The organism is Pseudomonadota bacterium, assembly GCA_016195085.1.
GTDB lineage: Bacteria > Pseudomonadota > Alphaproteobacteria > SHVZ01 > SHVZ01 > JACQAG01.
In genome coordinates this window covers 174,633-198,374 of record JACQAG010000026.1, presented here as the reverse complement: position 1 = coordinate 198,374, position 23,742 = coordinate 174,633, and the positions used below count along the sequence as shown (strand labels likewise).

Here is a 23,742-nt window from a genome sequence, read left to right as displayed (position 1 = left end):
CCGGATTCAAAATCGGAATAGGTGGCCGCGCGCGCGGCCAGGCCGAGAACCTGATCAAGCAGCACAAGAGCCAACTCGCCTCCGATCGCACCAGCTGCCGCTCGCCGCTCGCCAACCAGGTGCGCCTGGTGCTGCACACCGCCGCATATGGCTGATGCTGACGGTGCGTGACGCCATCCCCAAACCTCAGGCCCTCGCGACCGCCGAGTTCACCACACTGAGAATGCGCCTGCTCAAGATCGTCGCACGCATCACCGAAACCGCCACGCGGGTGCGCATCGCCCTCGGCGCGGCCTGCCCCGAAGCCGAATTGTTCCGCGGCCTCGCCCGCAGCCTCCAGCCCGCCGGACCATGACACGCGGGGCGATCGCCCCGAACTCACCCAATCCTCCCAACCCCAACGCCGATCACGCTCAGGCCCAAATCGCGATGAAACAGGCTTCACGCCCAGACGCGCCCGCATTGTGCCAGATCAGCCAGTGTCAGTTCGGCCAAAACCTCTCCCTTGGTGAGGTTATTAAATCGCCACCATTAGCGTGTGTCGTTCTCGGCCAAGGCGTGTCCCCGCAACCACTTTCACCGAACGCCCGAACACGCGGTGAACCGCCGCCACCGATCAGGCGGCGTTTTTGCTCGTGGCGGTACCGTTCCGGGGTACTTGCACCACGCTGGCGATCTCGCCGCGCTTAGGGTCGGCCGCGAGCGTGCTGCGCTCGGATAAGGGCACGCGATGGCCTCGGCGGCCTCCTTGCGTTCCCCCCGGGTGCTACAACGCCTCGGCCGGAGCCGGTCGGGCAGACGCGTTACTTCTCGTCCATCACGATCTCGGTGCCGCCCCTGCCCGAGGCAATGCGTTCGAGATGCAACGCGACGCACCGATCGTCGGGATTGGTGCGGCCGAGCTCGGCGAGCACACGATAGGCCTCGGGGCTCTTGCGCGCCATCAGGGCGTAGGCGCGCAGATATTCGGCAACATAGGGTGAAGCCTCCTGGGTCGCGTCGAGCGGCTCGAACACCTCGATCGCCTCAGTCTTGCCCTTGAGCACGACATTGCCGAGCGGCCGGAACGGTTGATTCAGGCAGCGACTGGCCGCGGAGCCGCTGACACACACGCGCGTTCCGAAATATTTGTTCAGGCCCTCGAGACGCGAGGCGGTGTTCACCGCGTCGCCGAGCGCGGTGTACTCGAAGCGTTCGGCCGAACCGAAATTACCGATGCTCGCGACGCCAGTATGGACGCCGATGCGCGTCAGGCCAAACCGTCCGCCGCGCCCGAGCTCGGCCTCCAGGAAACCGCTGGCGAACCGATCGATCTCGATCGCGCAGGCAACCGCACGCTGGGCGTGGTCGTCCTGCCGTTTGGGCGCATTGAAGATCGCGAATACGGCGTCGCCGATAAACTTGTCGACCATGCCGCCGTGTCGGAACACGATTTCGCACACGCCCTCGAGATAGCGGTTGAGCAAAGCCGACAGCTGGTTCGGATCGAGCTGCTCGGAGAACCCGGTGAAGCCGGCGACGTCTGTGAAGATGAACGACAGCTCGTGCCGCTCCGCGTCGAGCGACAGCTTTCTGGGATCATTCATCAGCTCGTCGAGCAGGGCCGGCGACAGATAGCGCGAGAAGGCCCGCTGGATGAAGCGTTTCTGCGCTAGGTCCCGGCGCGCGATATAGGTGCCGGTCATCCACAGTGCCAGGCCGAGCGCGGCGCTCGGCGCGACCACCGGCACGAGCACGTCGGAGTAGCGGAACAGCGTGAAACCGGCGATCCACAGCGCGATCACGAGCAGCACCGCGGCGGCGATGCGCAGCGCCACCGCCATGTCGAGGGCCCCCAGCAGCACGCCGATCGCCGCCGCCGTGGCGATGATCGGCACCGTGCTCCAGAAGCCGATTTCGGGCGCCTGGCGATTCCCGAGCAGCTGCGCCACGGCATGGGCGTGGAGCACGATCCCCGGCAAGTTGCCGGCACCGGCCTCGCGTGCGGTGGCAAAAGGCGAGCGGTGGCGATCGATCAGGCTGAAGTCGCCGCCGATCAGCACGATCTTGCCGGCGAGCAACGCCGGCGGCAGAAACCGCACGGTATGGGCCGGGAGCTCGAGGAACGGCTCGACCGTCGAGGATGGCTGGCCGCGATAGGCGAGCGCGCGCGCTCGATGCGCGACCGGATGGCCGAGCCTTTCCACCAGCACCGTGGCGACGCCCGGAACGAACATACCGTCGCTGAGCGCGCGGCCCGGATAGATGCCCCGAACGGTGCCATCATAGAGATCGTCGGTCACCAGATTGCCGAAGCCACGCAGCTTTGCGGGCACGAAATCGTCGAGAAACGCCACCTCGTCCGGAGTCAGACGCTCCGGCTCGCGACCGTAGCTGATCGCGAGCGGCAGCCTATAGGCTTCGAGCAGCGCCTTCAGCCGGGCATCCTTCGCCAGCTCGGTCGGCCGGTCGAACAAAACGTCGAGCAGCACGCCGTGGGCGCCGCGCGCCTGGACGAGCTCCAGCAGGTCGGCCAGAAACCCGCGATCGATGGGCGAACTGTAGAGGAATTGGCCGAGGGTATCGTCCGTAATGCCGATGATGACGATGTCGGGGTGCTGCGGCTCCGGCGGCGTCAGGGTGGCGATGCGGTAGTTCTCGACCCAGCGCTCGAACGAGCCGAAGAGCGGCAGGCCGTTGAACACCAGCACCGAGGCGAGTGTGGCCAAGCCGACGATCACTACGAAGGCGCCGAACCGCGAGAGTTTGCTCCAGATCATCCGCAGCGCTGCCCGTCCTATTTCAGGCGGCTGATGAGCAGCTGCGCCTGGCCCATGCAGCCCTGGTCGAGCATCCAGGCGGCCCGCATCATATCGTTGTCCATCGCCAGCGGGATGACGTGAAGAGTGACGGTGCTGGCTCCGCTATCGATCGCGACGATATAGGCCTGACCGTCCTGCGCCTGGAAACTCGACGGCATCCGGAGCTGATCGGCGCCGGCTGGCCATTTGGCCTGGCCCTGCCAAGCGCGATCGCTTGGGCTTAGCTGCATAGTCTGGTCGGTGGTCGCCGGCGGACGCCAAAACACGACGCTGGCGTCCTGCTGCACGCAGCGGTGACCGCTGCTGCCGACATCAATCAGCCAGGGCTCGGGCGGGAGCGTGCCGTTGGGCGCCCGGACCGTGCCGAGCGTGGTGCTGCTCTGGGTGCTCTGGCTGCCCAGCCGGACCAGTGATTCGGCGACGCTGGCGAGGCGCCGCCCCGAAATGTCGGGCACGCCCTCGAACGGGCCGGTCAGCTTGATGATGGCACCATTGGACGCGATCAAGGTGACGCGCTCCCCCGACCCGAGCTTGATCGGCTGTGCCGCATCGATGGTCTGGCCCGGCTTCAGCCCCCCGCCGCGCGCCTCGGCGACCACCAGCGAGTCAGCACGCGCCGGCTCAGGCACCAGCGCTGCGAGCACGCTGCCGACCAGCACGGCAGCGGCAAGCAGAAGACAGCGGCAATGCTGCATCGGTATGCTACCTCCTCACGGCACCTTGGCGCGCACGATGGGAAACGGCGTCGCGTCCTGGCTCGAGATCTTGAAGCGCGCGCTCTGCTGGTGCTGCGGTGCGACCTCCTTGGCCAGGATCTCGACATTGGCGCGAACGAAATGGCCCAAGCGGAAATTGTCGACGACGCCGTCGGTCCCCGCGGTGCCGCCGACGCCTTGCAGCGCCTTGAGGACGGCGGCGGCGAACACGCCATGCGTGTCGTCGTAGCGATCGAGCGCTTCCTCGACGTTTGCCGCAGCGGTCAGGATGTAGCGGCCGGTCTCGTGGCCGATATTGCTGGCGCCGGCATCCAGATTGACGCCGCCGGAATGGCAGGTATCCAGGAAGATGAAACCGTTGCGCGCGCGGATCGCTCCCAGCGCCTCGACAAGCACTGCGCCGGTGAAGGATTGCGGCATGGCGCGTGCGTAGATCTCCTCGACCGAGTTGGCCTTGGCGAGGCCGGTGCGCTTGCCGTCCGATAGCAGATCAACGTTCTGGGTGACGTAGAAATAGCTGCCCTGGTCCATCGCGCCGTGGCCCGCAAGATAGATCAGAACCGTGTCGCGCTCATGCGCGTCGCGCGCGACCTTGGCCAACGCGTCCGACAGAGCTTGCGGCGTCACCGCCTCGTCGTAGAGCGCGGCGACTTGGACGGTCTTGAATAATGGAGCGGCACCGGCACGAACCGTCTCAATGAAGCCCTCGGCGTCGGCGCGCGCCAGTTGGAGCGGCGGCAGGCCGTTGCCCTTGTATGCGTTGACCCCGGCCGCGACCACGTACAGCGAGGGCTTGTCAGCGTCGGTCGGCAACGCCGTCTTGATCAGGAATGGCCGGCTCTCGCCGTAGACGCCGTTTGCTTGGTCGTAGGCGCGCACCTGGATGCGGTTGATGCCGGGCCCGAGCGCCAGGCGGCGTTCCATTTGCGCAGCCTCGCCTTTGGCGATGGGAGTGGCGGCGCCGCGTCCACGCTGGCGGCCGGCATTGCGATCGTTGAGGAAGAAGTCGACCGCACCGGTGCCGCCGCCACGATCGGTGACGCGGTAGCGCAGGAGCACCTGCTCGATGCCGGCCGGCAGGGCGTAGTCGAAGCGCAGCTGCGGCGTCGCTTTGAACTGGAAATCGGCGGCGGCCGGCACTGCGGGGGCGCGGGCTGTGTCGGCGGCCGGTGCGGGTGTTGCCGCGGACACCGGTGTATCCGCGGACCCAGCCGCGCGGGTCAGGCGTTGGCCCGCGTCCACGGGCGTACAGGCATCCGAGCCCAGCCGCTCGAAGCACACCGCTTCGAGCTCGGCGCTCGGCGGGGTCACCGCATCGAAGCGCTTGCGCACGTCGCCGATCTCGCTCAGCCGCGCAGCAATCGCCGCGTCGGCGCCGGAGCGTCCAGATAGCCGGTCCTTCACCAGGTCGGGGGCGTAGAACAGGCGATAGACCTGTGCGAAGCTGACCCATTCGGGCGTCTCGGCGCGTTTGCGGTTGAGCACGTAGCCGACTAGCTCGCGGCCGCCTTCGTCGGAATGGTCGAAGAATCCCTCGGGCAGCCAGGAGACCCAGCGCGCGAGGTCGCGGTGCAGAAAGAAGCTCAGCCGCTCGACCAGCTTGCCGCCGGCGATGTCGTAGAACCGCACCGAGCCATCGCCGAGCGCGGCGATGGCGCGCTTGCCGTCACCCGACACGACCACGCCCCAGGCCGCGCCCGGCACGTCGATCGCGTGACGCTGGACACCCGCCTTGTCGAACAGCTGCAGCCGAAAATCGGTGCCGAGCACGACCTGGCCGTCGCTCGCGACCGCGACGCTGAGCGCGCGCTCGTCGGGATCGAAGCCGATCGGCTTGCCGGCGATCTTGGTTTGGCGCGACAGGCGCCACTCCGTCACCGCGGTGCCTCCGGCGGCGGATCGCCAGCCGATCCACTCGCCCGCCGCGGCTTTCGCGTCGGCAGCACCGACCCGGCGGTTCGCGAGGTCGAGGAGGATTGGCGGTTGATCCTTGTCGAGCTGGATCAGCACACGCGTGCCTTGGCGATCGGTCGCCAGGCGCCCACGGACGACATTGCGCAGATCGAGATTGTTGCCCGCGAGCACGCGACGCTCTCCCAGCAGCGGACCGATGCGCAGCGCCGGCTCGGCGGTGGCAAGCGCCAGGCGGCCACTTTCGAGCGGCAGGATCTGCGTCACCGTATCGTCGGCAATCGCCTCGTCCACCGGACGGCCGAGACCGGCATCGGCCCAGCGTCGCATCACGATACGACCGTCGGCGCCACGGACGCTGCCGGATGCCACGAGGTGGGTGCTGGCCCCCGCCGGCACGAAGGCGACGGTGCTGAATCCGCCCTGCTTGAACTCGCCAACCGACGGTGCCAGCCGCGGCTCCAGATCGGGGAGCGACAAGATCTCGACACGCGGCCGGTCGAGAAAGCCGACGGCGACAATTTCGCCGCTGGGCGCGAACTCGACCGAGAATGGCTGCCCGGCGCCCGCGAATTTGTGGCGCACGATCAGCTTACCGTCCGGATCGTAGAGCCGTACCAGGCCGTCGAGGCCGGTGGCGACCCAGCGTCCGTCGGGCGCGAACGCGACCCAAGTCGCCTGGTCCTTGAAGTCGCGATCCTGGCTGACCGGCTTGCCGGTCGCCTCGTGGAGGCTGACTCCGGCCTTGCCGAGCGACAGCGCGAACCGCTTGCCGTCGGGCGAATACGCCATGTGGTTGACGATTGCGGGCAGGGGGCCGAGTCGGCCGATCATGCGCTCGGCCTCCACGTCGAACACGTAGACCGAGGGCCGCCCGTCCCAGGCGATGCCGGTATAGCCTGCGGCCAGGAGCCGCGTGCCGTCGGGCGAGAGTGCGACCGAATAGAGCGCGCCCTCGAGCCCCTCGGCCAGCGGCACGCGCAGCACCGAGAGGAGCTCGCCGGTCGCAGCATCCCACAGGCGCGCCGTCTTGTCGTCCGACACGCTGGCGAGCAGGCTTCCACCCCGGGCGCCTGCTAGTCGGTTGATCGAGGCGCTGTGGCGGCCGCTTTCGATGCGCAGGAACGCCGCAGCTGGCGGCTCCTTAGATCCGCTGGCGAGCGGCGTCGCGGGCGCAGCGGCCGGCGCCGCCCGGGAACCGGCCGCCGGCACGCCGGCGGCGCCCAGGAAAAGCAGACACAACGCGAGCGCGATGCGCGTCCCTGCATGCGCCCGCGCGGTGTTCAAGATGGCCTCAGGCGGCGATCTGAAGCTCGGACGACAGCGACTGCTGAGCGGTGTCGGTCGACTGCGCGAAGGTCTGCTTCTTCTGTACCAAGGTCGAGGCGCTCTGCCGAACTGCCGCATTGTCGCCCGTGGTGGCTGAAGCCTGCTGCGTCGCCGCAGGGCGCGGCGGGGCAGCAGAGGGTGGGCTGGGCGACGCCGTCGCCGCGGGCGCGGCCGCGGCCGCCAGCGGTGCGCCGGTTGCCTGCTCGGTCGCGTAGACATAGTTGCTGGTGCGTTCGTCGATGCGCGCGTTGATCCGTTTAGCGAGTGCGATGTCCTGATCGGCCAGCTGGCGCACCTGCGTCATCTGGACCTCGGCCTGCTCGCGCGTCAGCTTGTCGGCCTTCAGGTCGGCATTGACTTGGCGCGCGCTCGCCTTGCGGCAGTCGACCAGCTGGTTGAAGGAGGTCTGTGCCTTGTCGAGCGCGGTCTGCTCGCGGTCCATGTCGCCGACCATGCGCGAGATCAAATCGCTGTGCGAGCCGCCTTGGTTCTGCAGCGACGTCCAATAGCCGGCGAAGGCCCCGGCCGCAGTGCCGGCGATGACGCCAGTTGCCACCGACTGACTGCCGCCGCCGCCGAATATGAAACCGGACAGCGCGCCGCCTACGGCGCCGATCAGCGCGCCCTTGACGATGTCGCCGGCGAAGAACTGCTGGGAGTCGTCCAGTGCGAGACGCTGCGGCCGGCAGACGTCATCGGCTGCGGTCGACGCGGCCGCGACGCCGCCCTGCTGGGCGCAGCTCGACAGGACGAGGCCGAGCGCGACCAGCGACGACGCCGCGAGTCCGGACCGAAAGATCAGCTTGCCTTGTCGCATTGGTGTCTCCCGCACAGTCGATTTACGTGTTTGCGCGGTCAATTTGCCGGCTATCTGCCGCGGCGGGCTGTGACGACGATCACGAGCGTCCGGAATGGGGGACGCTCACCGCGATCCCGACGCGTGGAGAAGGCGACCCTTCATGGTCATCTCCCACCCTGGTGCCGAGTCGAAAGGATGCCCAGGAATTCAGGCTTTCAGCCCAGGAAAAAGTACGAAATTTCGGAGCGTTGCGCCAGCTTGACGTTTGGCCGGGAGCGGAGCTGTGGAACGTCTCGGTCAAACCGAGCGCCGCCTGAAGACTGCGCCAACGATCGTGCCGGGCGCTCCGCCAGGCCATGGGACCCGCTTTAGCGTGTGCGGGTCCGAGCGGGCGCGTTGAACGCTGAACGTTCCCGGGCTCAAGGAGAGCGCAGAAAATACAGAAAAAATATCGAAAATATCAAACACATCAGGCTCATCGATTATGAGCCCAACCGCTATAGCAACCCAAGCAACGGCGTAACCGCGGGTTCTCCAATGGAAGTAGGCGGGTATCGCGAATGCTGGAGGAACCACGTTACTGACGATCGCTGCCATGATCAGCGTTGTCGATATCCAACCTGGAGCCAGGTTGCCGGAGAGCAACCATGGCAGCAGCAGTGACGGACCTGCAAGAGGCGCATTGAAGAAGGCGATAGCGCGGCGTCGGGAGTCGTCGTCATGATGTGAAGCCGACGCCAGCTGGTCGCCCGACGGCGCGAGGCGCAGCGCTAGCGGCGTCGTCAGATTGGCGCAGTCAGCGCGTGTCGGTCTCGGCCAATGCGCGTCCCCGCAACCATCCTCCACCGAAGCAATGACTGCCGCTCACACATATTTCGCGGTGATGCCGCCATCGACGATGAGCTCGGTGCCGGTGACGTATTTGGCCTCGTCGGACGCCAGAAACAGTGCAGCGTAAGCCACGTCCCAGGCGTCGCCCATGCGGCCCATCGGGCACTGGGCCTCGCGGGCGCGCACCATCTCGGCCTCGTTCGCCTTTGCAGAATAGGCCGCCTGCAGCCCGGCATAGATCATCGGCGTGTTCATGAGGCCGGGCAGGATCGAATTCGCGCGGATGCCTTGCTTGGCATATTCGAGCGCGATCGCCCGGGTGAAGGGCACGATCGCACCCTTGCTGGTGCTGTAGGAGATGTAGGAGACGCCGGTGTAGCGGATGCCGGCGATCGAAGAGATGTTGACGATCGCCCCCTTGCCCTGCGCCACCATGACCGGCAGCGTGTACTTGCAGGAGAGGAACACGCTCTTGAGGTTGACCGACATCACCCGGTCCCATTCGGCTTCGCTGACCTCGACCGGGCCGCCGAGGGAGGCGATGCCGACATTATTGTGGAGGACGTCGATGCGCCCGAAGGCATCGGTGCAGGCCTTGACCGCTGCCTCCACCTCACCGGCCTTCGTCGCGTTCGCCTTGCGCGCAATCGCCGTGCCGCCCTCCGCCTCGATGAGGCGCGCGGTCTCTTCGGCGGCGGCTTCGTTGAGATCGAGCGCCAGCACCTTCGCCCCCTCGCGCGCATAGAGCACGGCGGCGGCCTTGCCGTTGCCCCATCCCGGGCCGATCGAGCCGGCACCTACTACCATCGCCACCTTGCCTTCAAGCCGTCCGGCCATCTCACCCCTCCCCGCTTTCCTTACCGACGAACCGATCGAACGCGGACCAAAAGACCCTTTGCAGCTCGTCCCGCTCCTTCAGCACTTCGTGCTTGGAGTCGCCGATGCTGACCACCTGCACCTGCGGCAGACGGGCGCCAAGCCGCGCCTGCGCCCGTGAGGAGACCAGGCTATCGCGCCCGGCCTGCACCAGCAGGATCGGCGTTCGGATGCCTTCGGGAAAGCCCGGGCGGCGCAACGAGGCCATCGACCGGAAGGCGGCGTCGAGCCAACCCAAGGTCGGGCCGCCGGTCGACAACAAGGGGTTGCGGGCAATCAGGCGATGGGCGATCTGAAAGCGTTCGGGATCGGAGGTCAGCCGATTGCCGGCGAAAACCGCGCGGTCCGGCCCGTAATGGCTGGCACCCGGGGCATAGAGCCGGCCCAATCCCAGGCACGTGGCGCTCCATGCGAGCCAGCGCGCGAGGATGCGCAGCGTCGGTCCCAGCGCCAGATCGATCATCGGCGCGATCAGCACCGCGCGCTCGGCTTCGCTCGGATGCTCGTGGAGCCAGCGCAAGGCGATATGCGCACCCATCGAATGCGCGAGGATGACCGGCGGATACCGGCAAGCCGGCGCCACGATCGCGCGCATGAAGAGTGCCAGATCGGCCTCGTGGATGGCGAAGTCGTTGATGTGCGGCTTCTGCCGATCGGCGAGCGGCCGCTGGGACAAGCCCTGCCCGCGCCAATCCATCATCCAAACGGCGAAGCCGCGCCGGCGCAGCCGCTCCACCACATCGAGGTATTTCTCGATGAACTCGGTGAAGCCCAGGAGCAGCACCAACGGCCTGGAATCCCCTGTGAGGGCAGGCCAGTAGGCATGACGCAGCCGGCTGCCGTCCGCGGCGGCGAGCCACCCGATCCGGCCGCCTGCCACCTCGATGTCCTGAAGATCGTTCGCGGGCCCGCCGGGCTCGCCCGAATGCTCGACGGTCACCGGCCGGTCTTGGCGCGGTTGAAGGCGGCGGTGATCAGCCGATCGAGCTCGGGTGTCAGCGCCTTGTCGGCGAAGAGCCGCTGCTTGACCGCCTGGTGAGGATAGAGAGCCTGATCCGCCTTCAGCTCCGGATCGAGATCGCCCAAGGAGGCGGCATTGGCGTTGGCGAAGCCGACGGTGTTGGCGATATCGGCGGCAATTTCCGGGCGCAGGATGAAGTCGATGAACCGATGCGCAGCCTCTGGGTGCGGTGCGTCGGCGGGGATCGCCAGCACGTCCATCCATACCATGGCGCCCTCCTTCGGCACGGAATAGCCGATCTCGATCTCGGCGCCGGCATCCCGCGCCCGGCCGCGCGCCTGCACCACATCCCCGGACCAGCCGAGGACCAGACAGGCCGCTCCGCTCGCCAGGTCGTCGATGTAGCGGCCGGTATCGAAATAGGCGATGTAGGGCCTGAGCCTCGCCAGATGCGCCTCGGCCGCCCGGATATCTTCCGCTCGCGGGCTCGACGGATCGCGGCCGAGAAATCGGAGCACGGCCTTGATCACGTCGACCGGAGCATCCGGCATGGCAACCCCGCAATCCTTGAAGCGCGAGACCACCGATGGCTCGAAGAGAAGGCGCCAGCTGTCCAAAGGCGCATTCGCCATCCGCTCCTTGATGCGGGCGACGTTGTAGCCGATTCCCGTCGTCCCCCACAGATAGGGAACGGCGTATTGATTGCCGGGATCATAGGCGGAGGCGATGCGGTTCAGATCGCGGTCGAGATTGCCGTAATTCGCCAGCAGGCTCTTGTCCAGCTTGCGGAACATGCCGTCGGCCGTGTGGTGCTGCAGGAAGGAAGCGGTCGGCACGACGACGTCGAGACCGGTACGGCCAGCGGCGAGCCGGGCCTCCAAGGTGTCCTTGGAATCGAATTCCTCGTAGGTGACCTTGATGCCGGTCTCCGCCTCGAAGCGCTCGACCGTGTCATCGGCGATGTAGTCCGACCAGTTGAAAACGTTGAGGGCGTTTTCCTCGGCGAATGCCGGCAGCGACGCCGCGGCGAGCGCCAGCGCCGCGATCATCCATCGCCGGCCTAGATTCATGAACTCACCCCACTCCCGATATGCATAGGACGAGCCGGCCCTAAAGACCAAGCGCCTCCTCGACCGGAACCGAGGGCAGCCCCAGCGCCTCGGCGACGGCGGCATAGGTGATGCGCCCGCCATGCACATTGAGGCCGCGGCGCAGATGGATGTTGCCTGCGAGCGCGCGCCGATAGCCCTTCTGGGCAAGCTCGAGCACGAAGGGAAGCGTGGCGTTGTTGAGCGCCACGGCGGAGGTGCGCGCAACCGCGCCCGGCATGTTGGCGACACAGTAATGCACCACGCCGTCGACGAGGAAGGTCGGATCGGCATGGGTCGTGGGATGGCTGGTTTCGAAGCAACCGCCTTGGTCGATCGAGATGTCGACCAGGACCGAGCCCGGACGCATCCGGCGAACCATGTCGCGGGTGACCAGCTTCGGCGCCGCGGCCCCGGCGACGAGCACCGCGCCGATCACCAGATCGGCGGTCAGCACATGGCCCTCGATCGCATCCAGGGTGGCAAAGGCCGTGTGCAGTTGCCGGCCGAACTGCAGATCGAGCGCATAGAGCCGCTCCAGCGACCTGTCGATGACCACCACATGCGCCTCGAGCCCCATCGCCATGCGCGCGGCATTGGTGCCGGCTACGCCGCCGCCGAGGATCACCACCTTTGCCGCCGGTACGCCCGGAACGCCGCCCAGAAGGATACCGCCGCCGCCCGCCTCCTTCTCCAGGCAGTGGGCGCCGACCTGAATCGCCATGCGGCCGGCGACCTCGCTCATCGGCGCCAAGAGCGGCAAGCCGCCCTGGGCATTGGTCACCGTTTCATAGGCGATCGCGGTGGCGCCCGAGCCCATCAGGCCCGAGGCCTGCTCGGCGTCGGCGGCCAGGTGCAAATAGGTGAACAGCAGGTGATGCGGCTTCAGCAAGCGGCATTCTTGCGGCTGCGGCTCCTTCACCTTGACGATCATCTCGCCTTTGGCGAAGACTTCGGTCGCACTACCCAAGACCGTGGCGCCGGCCGCCCGGTAAGCCTGGTCGTCGAAGCCGATGCCGAGTCCGGCCCCCTTCTCGACGTACACCTCTTGGCCGCGGTGAACGAGCTCGCGCACGCTCGCCGGCACCAGACCGACCCGGTATTCCTGAACCTTGATTTCCTTGGGGACGCCGATGCGCATGCTTGCTTCCTATGCCACGTCAATCCGAGGGTTTCGCCGATCCTTCTCTAGGATCGGGCCTGCTCCATGCAGGCGAGCGCCGCCATGTCGACGATTGCCTCGGCGTCGATGTGCTGCACGCGAAAGAGATCGGGGATGTCGGCCGATTGGCCGAACGTGTCGACGCCGAGCGGATAGACGCGCCGTCCGCCGGCCGCACCCAGCCAAGAGAGCGTCGCCGGATGTCCGTCATGGACCGTCACCAAGGCAGAAGCGGTCGGCAGCGCCGACAGCAAGCGCTCGAGATGGGAGGGTGCGACCGCGTTGGCAAGGCTGCGCTCGGCGACCGTATGGCGCCAGCCGGCATAGAGCCGGCTCGGCGAGGTTATGGCGAGAATCCCCAGGCCGGGCAGATCCTCGGCCATCTGCTCCTTAGCGGCCAGCACCTCCGGCACGACGGCGCCGCAATAGACCAGCGCCAATTCCGCCTCGCCCGGCGGCAGCAGCCAATAGCCGCCGGCGAGAATGTCGGCTTCGAGCGCCGCACTCATGGTGCGATCCGGCTGCGGCACCGGCCTCGTCGTCAGGCGCAGATAGATCGAGCCGCCATCCTCTTCCTGCATGTGCTCGAAGCCCCAATGCATCATCGCCACCAGCTCGTCCGCATAGGCCGGCTCGAAGTAGGTGAGGCCAGGCTGGCCCAAGCCGATGAGCGGCGTGGTGATCGATTGGTGGGCACCTCCCTCCGGCGCCAAGGCCACGCCCGAGGGCGTCGCCACGACCATGAAGCGGGCATCCTGGTAGCAGGCGTAGGTCAGGGCATCGAGGCCGCGGGCGATGAACGGATCGTAGAGGGTGCCGATCGGCAGCAGCCGCGCGCCGAAGAGCGGCGCCGACAGCCCGAGCGCGCCCAGGAGCAGAAATAGATTGTTCTCCGCGATGCCGAGCTCGATGTGCTGCCCCTGGCGGTGCTTCGCCCATTTCTGCGCGGAGACCACCTTCTCCTCGCGGTACACGTCCTCACGCACCGTGCGCGCGAAGATGCCGCGCTGATTGACCCAGGGGCCGAGATTGGTCGAGACGGTGACGTCGGGCGAGGTGGTGACGATGCGCCGCGCCAGCTCGCTGTCGCCGCGCCCGAGCTCGTTCAGGATGTTGCCGAAGGCGATCTGGGTCGACACCTTGCCGCCGAGACGGAGATCGAGCCGTGGCGGCACCGGCACCTTGGCGCCGTCTCGGATCCGCGAGCGCTCGCTGTTGAAGGGCGCCTCGCGGAGGAATGCTTCCAAGCGCTCGGCCGGAATCTCGAGCCCAGCGAAACGATCCCACTCGGCGCCGTCGGCGATCCCCTGGGCGCGCTTGAAGCCCGCCATCTGCTCCATCGTCATGAGACCGGCGTGATTGTACTTGTGGCCGGCGAGCGGCGTGCCGTGCCCTTTGATCGTATAGGCGATAAAGCAGTGCGGCGCGTCGCCCTCGACCGCGTGGAACGCATCGAGGACCGCGTCCATGTCGGTCCCGGCGAGATTGGTCATGAGCTGGTGGAGGGCCATGTCGTCGTAGCTCGCCAGCAGCTCGGGGATGCCGGGAACGTCGGCGAGATCGACCAGGAGATGCTCCCGCCAGGCCAGCGGCTGGCCCGACACGCCTTTGAAGGTGAGCGCCGAGTAAAGATCGTTCGGGCACTCGTCGATCCAGCGCCGCAACGCCTCGCCGCCCGGGCGCTGGAACGCCGCCTGCAGCCGGCGGCCGTACTTCATGATGACCACGGTCCAGCCGACGGCGCTGAAGAAGCCTTTGATCTTCTGAAACAGCTGATCGGAGACGATGCCGTCGAGGCTCTGGCGGTTGTAGTCGATGACCCACCAGAGGTTCCTGACATCGTGCTTCCAGCCTTCGAGCAGGGCTTCGAACACATTGCCCTCATCCAGCTCGGCATCGCCCATGACCGCGATCATGCGGCCGGAGGGCTGATCGCGCGGCGCCAGGCCCTTCAAGCGGACATAATCCTGCACCAGGGAGGCGAACAACGTCACCGCCACGCCGAGACCGACCGACCCGGTGGAGAAATCCACCTCATCCCCATCCTTGGTCCGCGAAGGATAGGATTGGGCGCCGCCCAGCCCGCGGAATCGCTCGAGCGCGTCCCTGGACTGCTTGCCGAAGAGATATTGGATGGCGTGGTAGGCGGGGCTCGCATGGGGCTTGACCGCCACCCGGTCCTCCGGCCTCAGCACGTCAAAATACAGCGCCGTCAGCAAGGTAGCGACCGAGGCCGAGGAGGCTTGGTGCCCGCCGACCTTGAGCCCGTCGCGGGCGGGCCGGAGATGATTGGCGTTGTGAATCATCCAGGTCGAGAGCCAGAGCACCTTTCGCTCCAAGGCCCTCAGCACGGCGCGCCGTTCGGCATCTCCGGGTCGAGCGACCTCGGCCACGGCGCGGCCCTTGGCCTCAGCCATGATGCGGCTCCTCCTTCTCAAGCTGGGCCCAAGTATAGGGCTTCGCTCGGCGCCGGCACTAGCCCATCCAGCGCGCTCGTGGGCCCCGGCGGACCGCTTCCGAGGCGCCGCGGCACACGATTCTCCGGCTCCTCGCCGCGCAGAAATATTGTAATTTACCAATGCGCGTGCGAGTGTCGCCCGCGTCCGAGGGCGCGCCGTCCGAGGTTAATGGATCTGCGAAACGACCGCCCCCCGGGGAAGGACGTCGATGCCGGAAAAGATCGATTTCAGCAAAGTCTCGTTCCTCCTCGTGGACGCGAACCCGCTGGCACTCGACATGATCCAGGACATCCTGAAGATGCTGGGTGCAACCGGCGTGCGCCGCGTGCAGGATTCGACCAAGGCGATCAAGGCGCTCAGAGAAGACAATATCGATGTCATGATCACGGAATGGGAGCTGGAGCCGATGAGCGGGCTCGAGCTCATCGACTATCTCCGCTTCTCTCCCGATTCACCCAATCGGCTGCTGCCGGTGATCATGCTCACCGCCCATTCCGAGCAGGAATATGTCGTCGCCGCCCGCGACAAGGGTGTCACCGAGTTCCTGGCGAAGCCCTTCACCGTGGATGGGCTGTATCGGCGCCTCTCATCGGTGATCGCGCGGCCGCGCTCCTTCGTCAACGCGCAGAGCTATTTCGGCCCCGACCGCCGGCGTCGGCAGGTGCCCCATGGCGGCCCCAATCGTCGGGGCGGATCCGAGGCGTAATCGATCGTGGCAGGGCGACAAAAAGCTCAGATCATTCCGCCCTCCAACGAGCTTCGGCGCAAGGCGGTCAACTACAAGAAGGGCTTCAGCGTCGATCTCACGTCGACCGAGATGCTGCAGCTCGAGAAGGTTGTGCATGCGGCGACCGACAAGTTCAACACCGCGGCGTCGTCCAGCCTCAAGGCTTTGCGCGAGCTCGTCGCCGACGCACGCGCCGGGAAGACTCCGGCCACGGACATCCTGAAGCGGGTGGCGCGCGAAGCCCTGGACCTGAAAGGTCTCGGCGGCACCTTCGACTACCCGCTCGTCACCCGCATCGCGAAGTCGCTCAACGACTATGCCGTCAGCCTCAGCAAGGTCGGTCGGCCGCAGCTGGAAGTGATCGCGCTCCACATCGATGCGCTCTACGTGCTGCTCGCCCAGAGCATCACCGGCACCGGCGGCGAGATCGAATGGCAGGTGCTCGAGGGATTGAGCCAGGCGACCCAGAAGTTTAAGGGTTAGCCCGCCTCACGCCGCCGGCCTGGCATCCTCGCGCTCGGTTACCCGCTCCTGCTGTTTGCGCCACATCGCCGCGTAATGGCCTCCCTCGGCCAGAAGCTGCTGATGACGGCCACGCTCGACGACGCGGCCGGCTTGCAGCACGATGATCTCGTCGGCATCGATGACGGTCGACAGCCGGTGCGCAATGATGAGGGTCGTGCGGTTGGCTGAGACGGCGCGGAGGCTCGCCTGGATCTCCTTCTCGGTATGGGAGTCCAAAGCCGAGGTCGCCTCGTCGAAGAGGAAGACGCTGGGGCGCTTCAGGAGCGTGCGCGCGATCGCCACCCGTTGCTTCTCGCCGCCGGAGAGCTTGAGGCCGCGCTCGCCGACCATGGTCGCGTAGCCCGCCGGCAGGCTCACGACGAAATCGTGGATTTGCGCGAGCTTCGCCGCCTCCTCCACTTCGGCCCGGGTCGCCTCCGGACGGCCATAGGCGATGTTGTAGTAGATGGTGTCGTTGAACAGCACCGTGTCCTGGGGAACGATGCCGATCGCCTTGCGGAGGCTCGACTGGCTGACCAGGCGAATGTCCTGCCCGTCGATCTGCACCTCTCCGCTTGCCACGTCGTAGAAGCGGAACAGGATCCGGCTGATCGTCGACTTGCCGGCGCCGCTCGGTCCGACGATCGCCACCGTCTTGCCCGGCGGCACCTCGAAGGACACATCGAACAGGATCTGCCGATTCTGCTCATAGCTGAAATCGACGTGGCGGAACTCGATGCGGCCTTGGCTGACGGCGATGGCCGGTGCGCCCGGACGATCCTCGACCTCGCGTGGCACGTCCAGGATCCGGAACATCTTCTCCATGTCGAGGAGCGACTGCTTGATCTCGCGGTAGACATAGCCCAGAAAATTGAGCGGCATGTAGAGCTGGATCAGGTAGGAGTTGACCAGCACGAAGTCGCCGATCGACATGCGTCCGGCGACGATGCCGTTGCCGGCCATGATCATGACGAGAGTGACGCCGGTGGCGATGATGGCGCCCTGACCGATGTTGAGCAGCGATAGGGATTGCTGGCTCGTGACCGCGGCGCGCTCGTAGCGCTGGAGGGCTGAGTCGAAGCGTTGCGACTCGTGCGCTTCATTGCTGAAGTACTTCACCGTCTCGTAGTTGAGCAGGCTGTCGATGGCGCGGGTATGCGCCTCCTCGTCGGTTTCGATCATCTGGCGGCGAAACTTGATCCGCCACTCGGTCACCGTCAGCGTCCAGGCGATGTAGCAGCTGATGGTGACGAAGGTCAGCAGCGCGAACCAAATGTCGTAGAGGCCCCAAAGGATGCCGCAGACCAGCAGAATCTCCACCAGGGTCGGCAGGATGCTGAAGAGCAAGTAGGACAAGAGCGAGTCGATGCCCTTAGTGCCCCGCTCGATGGCGCGGCTCAAGCCGCCGGTCTGCCGCTCGAGGTGGAAGCGCAGCGACAAGCCGTGCAGATGGCGGAAGGTGGCGAGACCCAGATTGCGGATGGCGCGCTGCCCCACCTTGGAGAAGACCGCATCGCGCAGCTCGGCGAAGGCCGACGCCGTCACCCGAAGCAGGCCGTAGCCGATAAGCAGCGCGATCGGAACCTCGATCGCGTGCGCGAGCGCTCCCTCTCCGGTAGCGCTGGTGAGAGTGTCGATCGCGCCCTTGTAGAGGAGGGGCACGTTGACGTTGGCGACCTTGGCGGCGATCAAGAGGCTGATGGCGAGCGCCACGCGCCCACGCAGGCTGATGGCGGCACTCGGCCAAAGGTAGGGAACGAGCGTGCTCAGCGCCTTCAATTCGGCGCGGCCGACGCGCTCGCGCTCGACCGGTGCTTCGGCAACTTTCGGCACGGCTTGGGCAGGATCGACGATCGTGGTCATGCGGGCTTGGGAAATTGGCGCTTCGGGAAATATGGGAGGTGGCGAGCGACTTTGCCATGGTAGCCGAGCGGAAGCCGCCCTGGTGCGGCAAATCGCTATACTCGGCCGATGAGATCAATGCCGACGGCCCCCGTTGCAGCGCTGCAACAGAAGGCGGCAGCCGAGAGCCCGCACGCCGTCCGCGGCATCGCCGTCATGGTGATCGGTGTCGGCTTGTTCTCGATTATGGATTCGCTCGTCAAGTATCTCGGCGGCATCTATCACCCGCTCGAGGTCGTCTTCTTTCGCGGCTGGGTGGCGTTCGTGCCGATCGTGGCCGTGATCATGGCGCGGGGCGGGTTCGCCACGATCCGCACGCGCAAGCCCGGGAGCCACGCGCTCCGCTGCGTGATCGGCCTCGGCTCGACCCTGCTGTTCTTCATCGCGCTCGCCGGCATGCCGCTCGCCGATGCGATCGCCATCAGCTTCGCCGGTCCGCTGTTCGTCACCGCGCTGTCGCAACCGCTCTTGGGCGAAGCCGTCGGTCGTCACCGCTGGGGCGCCGTCATCGTCGGCTTTCTCGGCGTCATCCTGATCTTGCGGCCAGGCACCAACGTCATCGAGCCGATGGCGGCGGTCGCACTCGCCGCGACGGTTTGCTACGCCTTGAGCACCATCGCCATTCGCCGGCTGTCGGTCAGCGAGAGCGATAGCGCCATGGTGTTCTACTACAACTCAGCCGTGACCCTGGCCGCCACCATTACGCTGCCCTTCGTGTGGAGCCCGCCATCGGCCTGGGACTTGGCCCTGCTCTCTTGCGTCGGCCTGCTGGGCGGCATCTCCGGGTTCTTCGTCACCCGCGCCTATCGCCTCGCCCCGGCGGCGCTGGTCGCACCCTTCGAGTACACGGCCATGCTCTGGGCGCTCGTCATCGGCCAGCTCGCCTTCGATGAGACCCCCGGTCTCGGCGTGCTCACCGGTTCCGCCGTGGTGGTGGCGAGCGGCCTCTATATTCTCTACCGGGAGACCCGCTACCGGCGGGCCGCGAAGGCCTAGCCTTAGTTCGGCAGGCGATCGATCATCGCTTTGCGCTGCTCGGGCGTAAGGTCGGCGGCGGCGGCGGCGATGGTGGCGTGCATCAGCTCCTGGCCCTTGGCGAGCCGCTGTCTCAGCTCGGCGAACGCGCGCTCCACCGCGGCCTTGTCGTACGGCTCGGTCGCCAGCGCGCGCAGCACGACGAGCTGCGCTTGGCGCATTTCGAGACCACGCTCGCGCATGTCGAGCCGACGCTGCTGCATGCGCTCGCGGAGCTGGCTGCGGATCTCCTCGGGCAGGAGCGGGGCCATCCAGGCGGCCCCGGGGCCGAAGCCCATGGCCTGGCGATTGTGCCAGCGCCAGGCGGTGGCGCCGATGAGGCCGACGAAGAACAGATTGAAGGCGAGCGAGGCGACAAGCCCCCAGCCCAGCCAACGGCGGCGGCGCGACGGCGCTGCGGCAGGCTCGCTCACGGGGTCAACCCGTCGGTTGCATCGAAGGCCAGCAAGGTCTGGCTCGACTGGTCGAAGAGGCTGGAATAGAGGCCGCTCGCCACCTCATCGGCCATCGGCTCGGAAAGGCCGACCACGATGCCGATGGCGATTCCGGCCGCAAGGCTGACGATCCGCGGCACCAGCCAGCCGAAGCTCCAGCGGGGCAACAGGCGGCGGGACGATGGATCGGCATCGACCTGCGGCCAGTCCATCACCCGGGCGAGGATGCGCTCGCCCAGCCCCGGGTCGGCCGGCGCCAATCGCCAGGCCGCGAGCACACGGGCGAGCGGATCCGGGCCTGAGGGCGTCGGCCGGGAACGGTCAGACGTCATGTTCCTCCTCCAGAACCGGCCCCAGCAGCAGGGTCAGTCGTTCCTTGAGTGCGCGGCGAGCCCGAACCAGGAGGGATTCGAGCGCGCCTACGGAAATCTCCAAGACCTCGGCCGCTTCGATGTTTCCGAGGCCCTGATAATAGCAAAGCGTGACCGCGGCGCGCTGCCGATCGGGCAAGGCCGCCACCGCGGCTGCGACATGGCGGCTCACCTCGGCGTCGTTGACCTGCCGAAAGGCATCCGGCCTGGGGTCGAACGGCTCCGGGACGGAGTCGAGCGGCACGCTGCGGGCCTTGCGCTGCCGGTCGATGGCGCTGTTCACCAGCACCCGATAGAACCAGGTGGTGAACTTGGCGCCGTCGGGACGCCAACGCGGGGCGTAGACCCACAGCTTGGTGAACGCTTCCTGCGCCACGTCCTCGGCCTCCGCCGCGTCGCCCAGCATGCGCTGCACGGTGCCGACCGACCGATCGAGATGACGGCCGACCAGCACGGTAAAGGCACGCCGGTCCCCCCGTGCCACGTGCGCCATCAGCGCCTCGTCGGTGAGCTCTTCCATGTTCCGGGAACACTACAACAACCGATCGATACACGAATGACGCTGACTCATATACGAGCGTACAGGCGTATTCCTGCGTTGGCGCGGGACTGGAAAGGACCCTCACCCTCAGTGGAAATCGCGGCTGACGGCTTTCAGCGCGGGCGGCCGTCGCTTCACCGCCTCGGCCCGGGCGAGGGCGTCGATGGAGCCCTCCGGGGCCGGTTCGCTTTGACCCAGCTGGTCCAGACGCTGGGAGAGGTCGACGAAGCGCCGGGCCTTCACATGGATCACCATGCCCTGGCGGTCGATGCTGCCCCAGGCGGCCAGCAGCCTCGCCCCCAGGATCGCCCGCCGGTAGCGCTCGAAGATATCGGGATAGACCACGAGATTGGCCACGCCGGTCTCGTCCTCGAGGGTGATGAAGACGATGCCGTTGGCGCTGCCCGGCCGCTGGCGCACCAGCACCAGGCCGGCCACCTTGATCCAGCGGCCGGAGGCGAGCTCGGCCAAGCCCTGGGCGGGCAACAGCCCATCGCGGCCGAGCCCGTCGCGCAGGAGGGCCACCGGGTGACGCTTCAAGGAGAGCCTGAGCGAGGCATAGTCCTCGACCACCTCTTCGCCGATCGGCATTGAGGGCAGCCTGACCAGGGGCTCGTTCTGCACCGGCCCTGCGGTTTCCGCCTCGGCGAAGAGCGGCAAGGGCTCGGCGCCCAAGTCCTTCACCGCCCACAAGGCCTCGCGCCGGCCGAGGCCCTGGGAGCGGAAGGCATCGGCGCGGGCCAAGCTCTCCAGCGCCGCCGGCGACAGCCCGGCCCTGAGCCAGAGCGCGCGCGGACTGCCATAGCCGGTCCCCCGAAACTCAACCAGCCGCTTGATGTCTTCCGCGCGCGCACCCTGCACCTGACGAAAGCCGAGGCGGAGCGCCAGGCGGGGTTGCCCCTCTTCCCCCTCCGCCGCCGGCTCCAGCGTGCAATCCCAATGGCTGGCATTGACGTCGACGGGACGCACCTCGACGCCGTGCTCGGCGGCATCCCGCACGATCTGCGCCGGGGCATAGAAGCCCATCGGCTGCGCATTGAGAAGCGCGCAGGCGAAGACCTCCGGGTGATGACATTTGAGCCAGGAGGAGACATAGACGAGGAGCGCGAAGCTGATGGCGTGGCTCTCGGGGAAGCCATAGGTGCCGAAGCCTTCGATCTGCCGGAAGCATCTGGCGGCGAAGTCGCGCTCGTAACCCTTGGCGACCATGCCTTCGATCAGCTTGGTGCGGAAGCGATGGATATCGCCATTGCGCCGGAAGGTCGCCATGGCGCGGCGGAGCTCATCCGCCGCAGTAGGCGTGAAGCCGGCGGCGACGATGGCGATCTGCATCGCCTGCTCCTGGAACAAGGGAACGCCCAAGGTCTTGCCCAAGACGCGGGCGAGCTCGCGCGAGGGGTAGGAGACCGTTTCCTCGCCGTTTCGCCGGCGGAGATAGGGATGCACCATGTCGCCCTGGATCGGGCCCGGGCGCACGATCGCCACCTCGATCACGAGGTCGTAGAGGGTTCTCGGCTTGAGGCGCGGCAGCATGCTCATCTGCGCCCGGCTCTCGACCTGGAACACGCCGAGCGAGTCCCCCCGGCACAGCATGTCGTAGACCGCCGGATCCCCCTCCGGCACGCCGGCCATGTCAAACCGCTGGCCTTTGTGCTGCTCGATGAGCTGGAAGGCCTTGCGGATGCAAGTGAGCATGCCGAGGGCCAGCACGTCGATCTTGAGGATGCCGAGCGCGTCCAGATCGTCCTTGTCCCATTCGACATTGGTGCGCTCCGCCATGGCGGCATTGGCGATCGGAACCAGCTCCGAAAGCGGGCCGCGGGAGATGACGAAGCCGCCGACATGCTGGGAGAGATGGCGCGGAAAGCCGATGAGCTCGCGGGCGAGATCGAGCGCCAGGCGCAAGGTCCGATCGGCCGGATCGAGGCCGATCTCGCGCACCCGCGCCTCATCGACGCCCTCGGCGCCCCAGCCCCAGAGCGAGCCGGCGAGCGCCCCCACCGTATCCTCCGACAGGCCGAGCGCCTTGCCGACATCGCGCACGGCGCTGCGCGAGCGGTAGGCGATGACCGTGGCGGCGATGCCGGCGCGCTCGCGGCCGTATTTCCCGTAGACGTACTGGATCACTTCCTCGCGCCGCTCATGCTCGAAATCCACGTCGATATCGGGCGGCTCGTTGCGCGCCGCGGAGACGAAGCGCTCGAACAGGAGCGAATGGGCGGAGGGATCGACCGCGGTGATGCCGAGCACATAGCACACGGCCGAATTGGCGGCCGAGCCGCGACCCTGGCAGAGGATATCTTTCGAGCGGGCGTAGCGGACGATATCGAACACGGTGAGGAAATAGGGCGCGTAGCTGAGATCCTCGATGAGCGCCAGCTCGCGGATGAGCGTGCGCCGCACCGCTTCCGGCACGCCCTCGGGATAGCGCCTGGCGGCACCGGTCCAGGTCTGGTGCTGGAGCTCGGCTTGCGGGCTCCGCCCCTCGCCGGTGATCTCCTCGGGATATTCGTAGCGGAGCTCGTCCAAGGAGAAACGGCAGCGCTGAGCGATCTCGAGCGTCCGCAGCACGGCCTCGCCATGGCCGTGAAAGAGCCGCGCCATTTCCTCGGCCGGCTTCAAATGCCGCTCGGCATTCGCGGCCAGCCTCCGGCCGGCCGCCGCGATGGTGGTGCCGGCGCGGATGCAGGTCAGCACGTCTTGCAAAGGGCGGCGTTCCGGCAGGTGATAATGCACGTCGTTGGTGGCGACCAGCGGCGCACCGGCAGCGGCGGCGAGATCGGAGAGACGCCTGAGCCGCCTCGCATCGGTGCCGTCATAGCGGTAGGGCGCGGCCAGATAGCAGGAGCCGGAAAAGCGCCGGGCGAAATCCTGGAGCCAGGCGGCGAAATCCTCCTCGGGACGATCCGGCGGGAGCGCCAGGAACACCTGACCCTCGCCATGGCCCATCACCTCGGAAAGCGTGAAATGGCACTCACCCTTCGGCGCCCGCCGCCGCCCCAGCGTGATGAGGCGGCACAAGCGGCCATAGGCGGCGCGATCGGTGGGAAAGCAAACGAGGCTCGGGCCGTCCATGGGCACCAGCCGCGCGCCGACGAGAAATCGGCTGCCGGTCTCCTTGGCCGCTACATGGGCGCGGACCACGCCGGCCAGCGTGTTGCGGTCGGCAAGGGCAGCACCGGCATGGCCGATGGCGGCGGCTTGGCGCACGAGCTCGCCCGGATGCGAGGCGCCTTCGAGAAAGCTGTAATTGCTGGTGACCTGCAGCTCGATATAGCCGGACATGACAGGGCGG

At 67.1% G+C, this 23,742-nt stretch carries 17 protein-coding genes and 1 pseudogene; 4 read left to right on the top strand and 14 right to left on the bottom strand.

Going from position 1 to position 23,742, the window contains the following annotated elements; genetic code table 11:
- Positions 1–29: 29 nt before the first annotated feature.
- Positions 30–355: pseudogene (locus tag HY058_08545) on the top strand (transposase).
- Between the two features lie 448 nt (positions 356–803).
- On the opposite strand, the gene HY058_08540 reads toward HY058_08545, so the two are convergent.
- The 9 genes from HY058_08540 to HY058_08500 form a co-directional block, all read right to left on the bottom strand.
- Entirely contained in the window at positions 804–2,759 is a 1,956-nt protein-coding gene (locus HY058_08540; GenBank protein MBI3497340.1) for a CHASE2 domain-containing protein, read from the bottom strand.
- A 17-nt stretch (positions 2,760–2,776) separates the two neighbouring features.
- Positions 2,777–3,496, bottom strand: coding sequence for a hypothetical protein (locus HY058_08535; GenBank protein ID MBI3497339.1), 720 nt, complete (start codon positions 3,494–3,496; stop codon positions 2,777–2,779).
- 15 nt (positions 3,497–3,511) lie between these two features.
- Positions 3,512–6,715 carry a caspase family protein gene (locus HY058_08530; GenBank protein ID MBI3497338.1) on the bottom strand — a complete coding sequence of 1,068 codons (3,204 nt, stop codon included), beginning with the start codon at positions 6,713–6,715 and terminating at the stop codon, positions 3,512–3,514.
- Between the two features lie 7 nt (positions 6,716–6,722).
- Positions 6,723–7,574, bottom strand: coding sequence for a hypothetical protein (locus tag HY058_08525; GenBank protein ID MBI3497337.1), 852 nt, complete (start codon positions 7,572–7,574; stop codon positions 6,723–6,725).
- A gap of 846 nt (positions 7,575–8,420) precedes the next feature.
- Positions 8,421–9,224, bottom strand: a complete 804-nt coding sequence (locus HY058_08520; protein ID MBI3497336.1) for an SDR family oxidoreductase — start codon at positions 9,222–9,224, stop codon at positions 8,421–8,423.
- A 1-nt stretch (position 9,225) separates the two neighbouring features.
- Positions 9,226–10,203, bottom strand: a complete 978-nt coding sequence (locus HY058_08515) for an alpha/beta hydrolase (GenBank protein ID MBI3497335.1) — start codon at positions 10,201–10,203, stop codon at positions 9,226–9,228.
- Positions 10,200–11,294, bottom strand: coding sequence for a polyamine ABC transporter substrate-binding protein (locus tag HY058_08510; GenBank protein ID MBI3497334.1), 1,095 nt, complete (start codon positions 11,292–11,294; stop codon positions 10,200–10,202). Before HY058_08510 ends, HY058_08515 begins: the two co-directional genes overlap by 4 nt.
- A 40-nt stretch (positions 11,295–11,334) precedes the next feature.
- Complete coding sequence (gene ald, locus HY058_08505) at positions 11,335–12,453, bottom strand: alanine dehydrogenase (protein MBI3497333.1); 1,119 nt, start codon at positions 12,451–12,453, stop codon at positions 11,335–11,337.
- A 47-nt stretch (positions 12,454–12,500) separates the two neighbouring features.
- A complete protein-coding gene (locus tag HY058_08500) occupies positions 12,501–14,891 on the bottom strand; it encodes a transketolase (GenBank protein ID MBI3497332.1) in 2,391 nt (796 codons plus the stop codon).
- 250 nt (positions 14,892–15,141) lie between these two features.
- Here HY058_08500 and HY058_08495 point away from each other — a divergent pair, with 250 nt between their 5' ends.
- Positions 15,142–15,639, top strand: coding sequence for a response regulator (locus tag HY058_08495; protein MBI3497331.1), 498 nt, complete (start codon positions 15,142–15,144; stop codon positions 15,637–15,639).
- 6 nt (positions 15,640–15,645) lie between these two features.
- Positions 15,646–16,143 carry a hypothetical protein gene (locus HY058_08490; protein MBI3497330.1) on the top strand — a complete coding sequence of 166 codons (498 nt, stop codon included), beginning with the start codon at positions 15,646–15,648 and terminating at the stop codon, positions 16,141–16,143.
- Between the two features lie 6 nt (positions 16,144–16,149).
- Here HY058_08490 and HY058_08485 read toward each other — a convergent pair whose 3' ends face one another.
- Positions 16,150–18,027, bottom strand: coding sequence for an ABC transporter ATP-binding protein/permease (locus HY058_08485; protein MBI3497329.1), 1,878 nt, complete (start codon positions 18,025–18,027; stop codon positions 16,150–16,152).
- Positions 18,028–18,144: 117 nt separating this feature from the next.
- Here HY058_08485 and HY058_08480 point away from each other — a divergent pair, with 117 nt between their 5' ends.
- Entirely contained in the window at positions 18,145–19,062 is a 918-nt protein-coding gene (locus HY058_08480) for a DMT family transporter (protein MBI3497328.1), read from the top strand.
- Positions 19,063–19,064: 2 nt separating this feature from the next.
- On the opposite strand, the gene HY058_08475 is transcribed toward HY058_08480, so the two are convergent.
- From HY058_08475 to HY058_08460, 4 genes are all read right to left on the bottom strand, one after another.
- Positions 19,065–19,514 carry a periplasmic heavy metal sensor gene (locus tag HY058_08475; GenBank protein MBI3497327.1) on the bottom strand — a complete coding sequence of 150 codons (450 nt, stop codon included), beginning with the start codon at positions 19,512–19,514 and terminating at the stop codon, positions 19,065–19,067.
- Positions 19,511–19,867, bottom strand: a complete 357-nt coding sequence (locus tag HY058_08470) for a hypothetical protein (protein ID MBI3497326.1) — start codon at positions 19,865–19,867, stop codon at positions 19,511–19,513. Before HY058_08470 ends, HY058_08475 begins: the two co-directional genes overlap by 4 nt.
- A complete protein-coding gene (locus tag HY058_08465; protein MBI3497325.1) occupies positions 19,857–20,426 on the bottom strand; it encodes an RNA polymerase sigma factor in 570 nt (189 codons plus the stop codon). The genes HY058_08470 and HY058_08465 overlap by 11 nt, the downstream gene beginning before the upstream one ends.
- 108 nt (positions 20,427–20,534) lie before the next feature.
- Entirely contained in the window at positions 20,535–23,732 is a 3,198-nt protein-coding gene (locus HY058_08460; protein ID MBI3497324.1) for an error-prone DNA polymerase, read from the bottom strand.
- Positions 23,733–23,742: the final 10 nt, after the last annotated feature.

Bases quoted from the DNA above. Each gene is read 5' to 3' on its own strand.
- HY058_08460 (MBI3497324.1), bottom strand. From the start codon at position 23,732: ATGTCCGGCTATATCGAGCTGCAGGTCACCAGCAATTACAGCTTTCTC.
- HY058_08535 (MBI3497339.1), bottom strand. From the start codon at position 3,496: ATGCAGCATTGCCGCTGTCTTCTGCTTGCCGCTGCCGTGCTGGTCGGC.
- HY058_08540 (MBI3497340.1), bottom strand. From the start codon at position 2,759: ATGATCTGGAGCAAACTCTCGCGGTTCGGCGCCTTCGTAGTGATCGTC.
- HY058_08470 (MBI3497326.1), bottom strand. From the start codon at position 19,867: ATGACGTCTGACCGTTCCCGGCCGACGCCCTCAGGCCCGGATCCGCTC.
- HY058_08500 (MBI3497332.1), bottom strand. From the start codon at position 14,891: ATGGCTGAGGCCAAGGGCCGCGCCGTGGCCGAGGTCGCTCGACCCGGA.
- HY058_08480 (MBI3497328.1), top strand. From the start codon at position 18,145: ATGCCGACGGCCCCCGTTGCAGCGCTGCAACAGAAGGCGGCAGCCGAG.
- HY058_08465 (MBI3497325.1), bottom strand. From the start codon at position 20,426: ATGGAAGAGCTCACCGACGAGGCGCTGATGGCGCACGTGGCACGGGGG.
- HY058_08485 (MBI3497329.1), bottom strand. From the start codon at position 18,027: ATGACCACGATCGTCGATCCTGCCCAAGCCGTGCCGAAAGTTGCCGAA.
- HY058_08495 (MBI3497331.1), top strand. From the start codon at position 15,142: ATGCCGGAAAAGATCGATTTCAGCAAAGTCTCGTTCCTCCTCGTGGAC.
- ald (MBI3497333.1), bottom strand. From the start codon at position 12,453: ATGCGCATCGGCGTCCCCAAGGAAATCAAGGTTCAGGAATACCGGGTC.
- HY058_08510 (MBI3497334.1), bottom strand. From the start codon at position 11,294: ATGAATCTAGGCCGGCGATGGATGATCGCGGCGCTGGCGCTCGCCGCG.
- HY058_08525 (MBI3497337.1), bottom strand. From the start codon at position 7,574: ATGCGACAAGGCAAGCTGATCTTTCGGTCCGGACTCGCGGCGTCGTCG.
- HY058_08520 (MBI3497336.1), bottom strand. From the start codon at position 9,224: ATGGCCGGACGGCTTGAAGGCAAGGTGGCGATGGTAGTAGGTGCCGGC.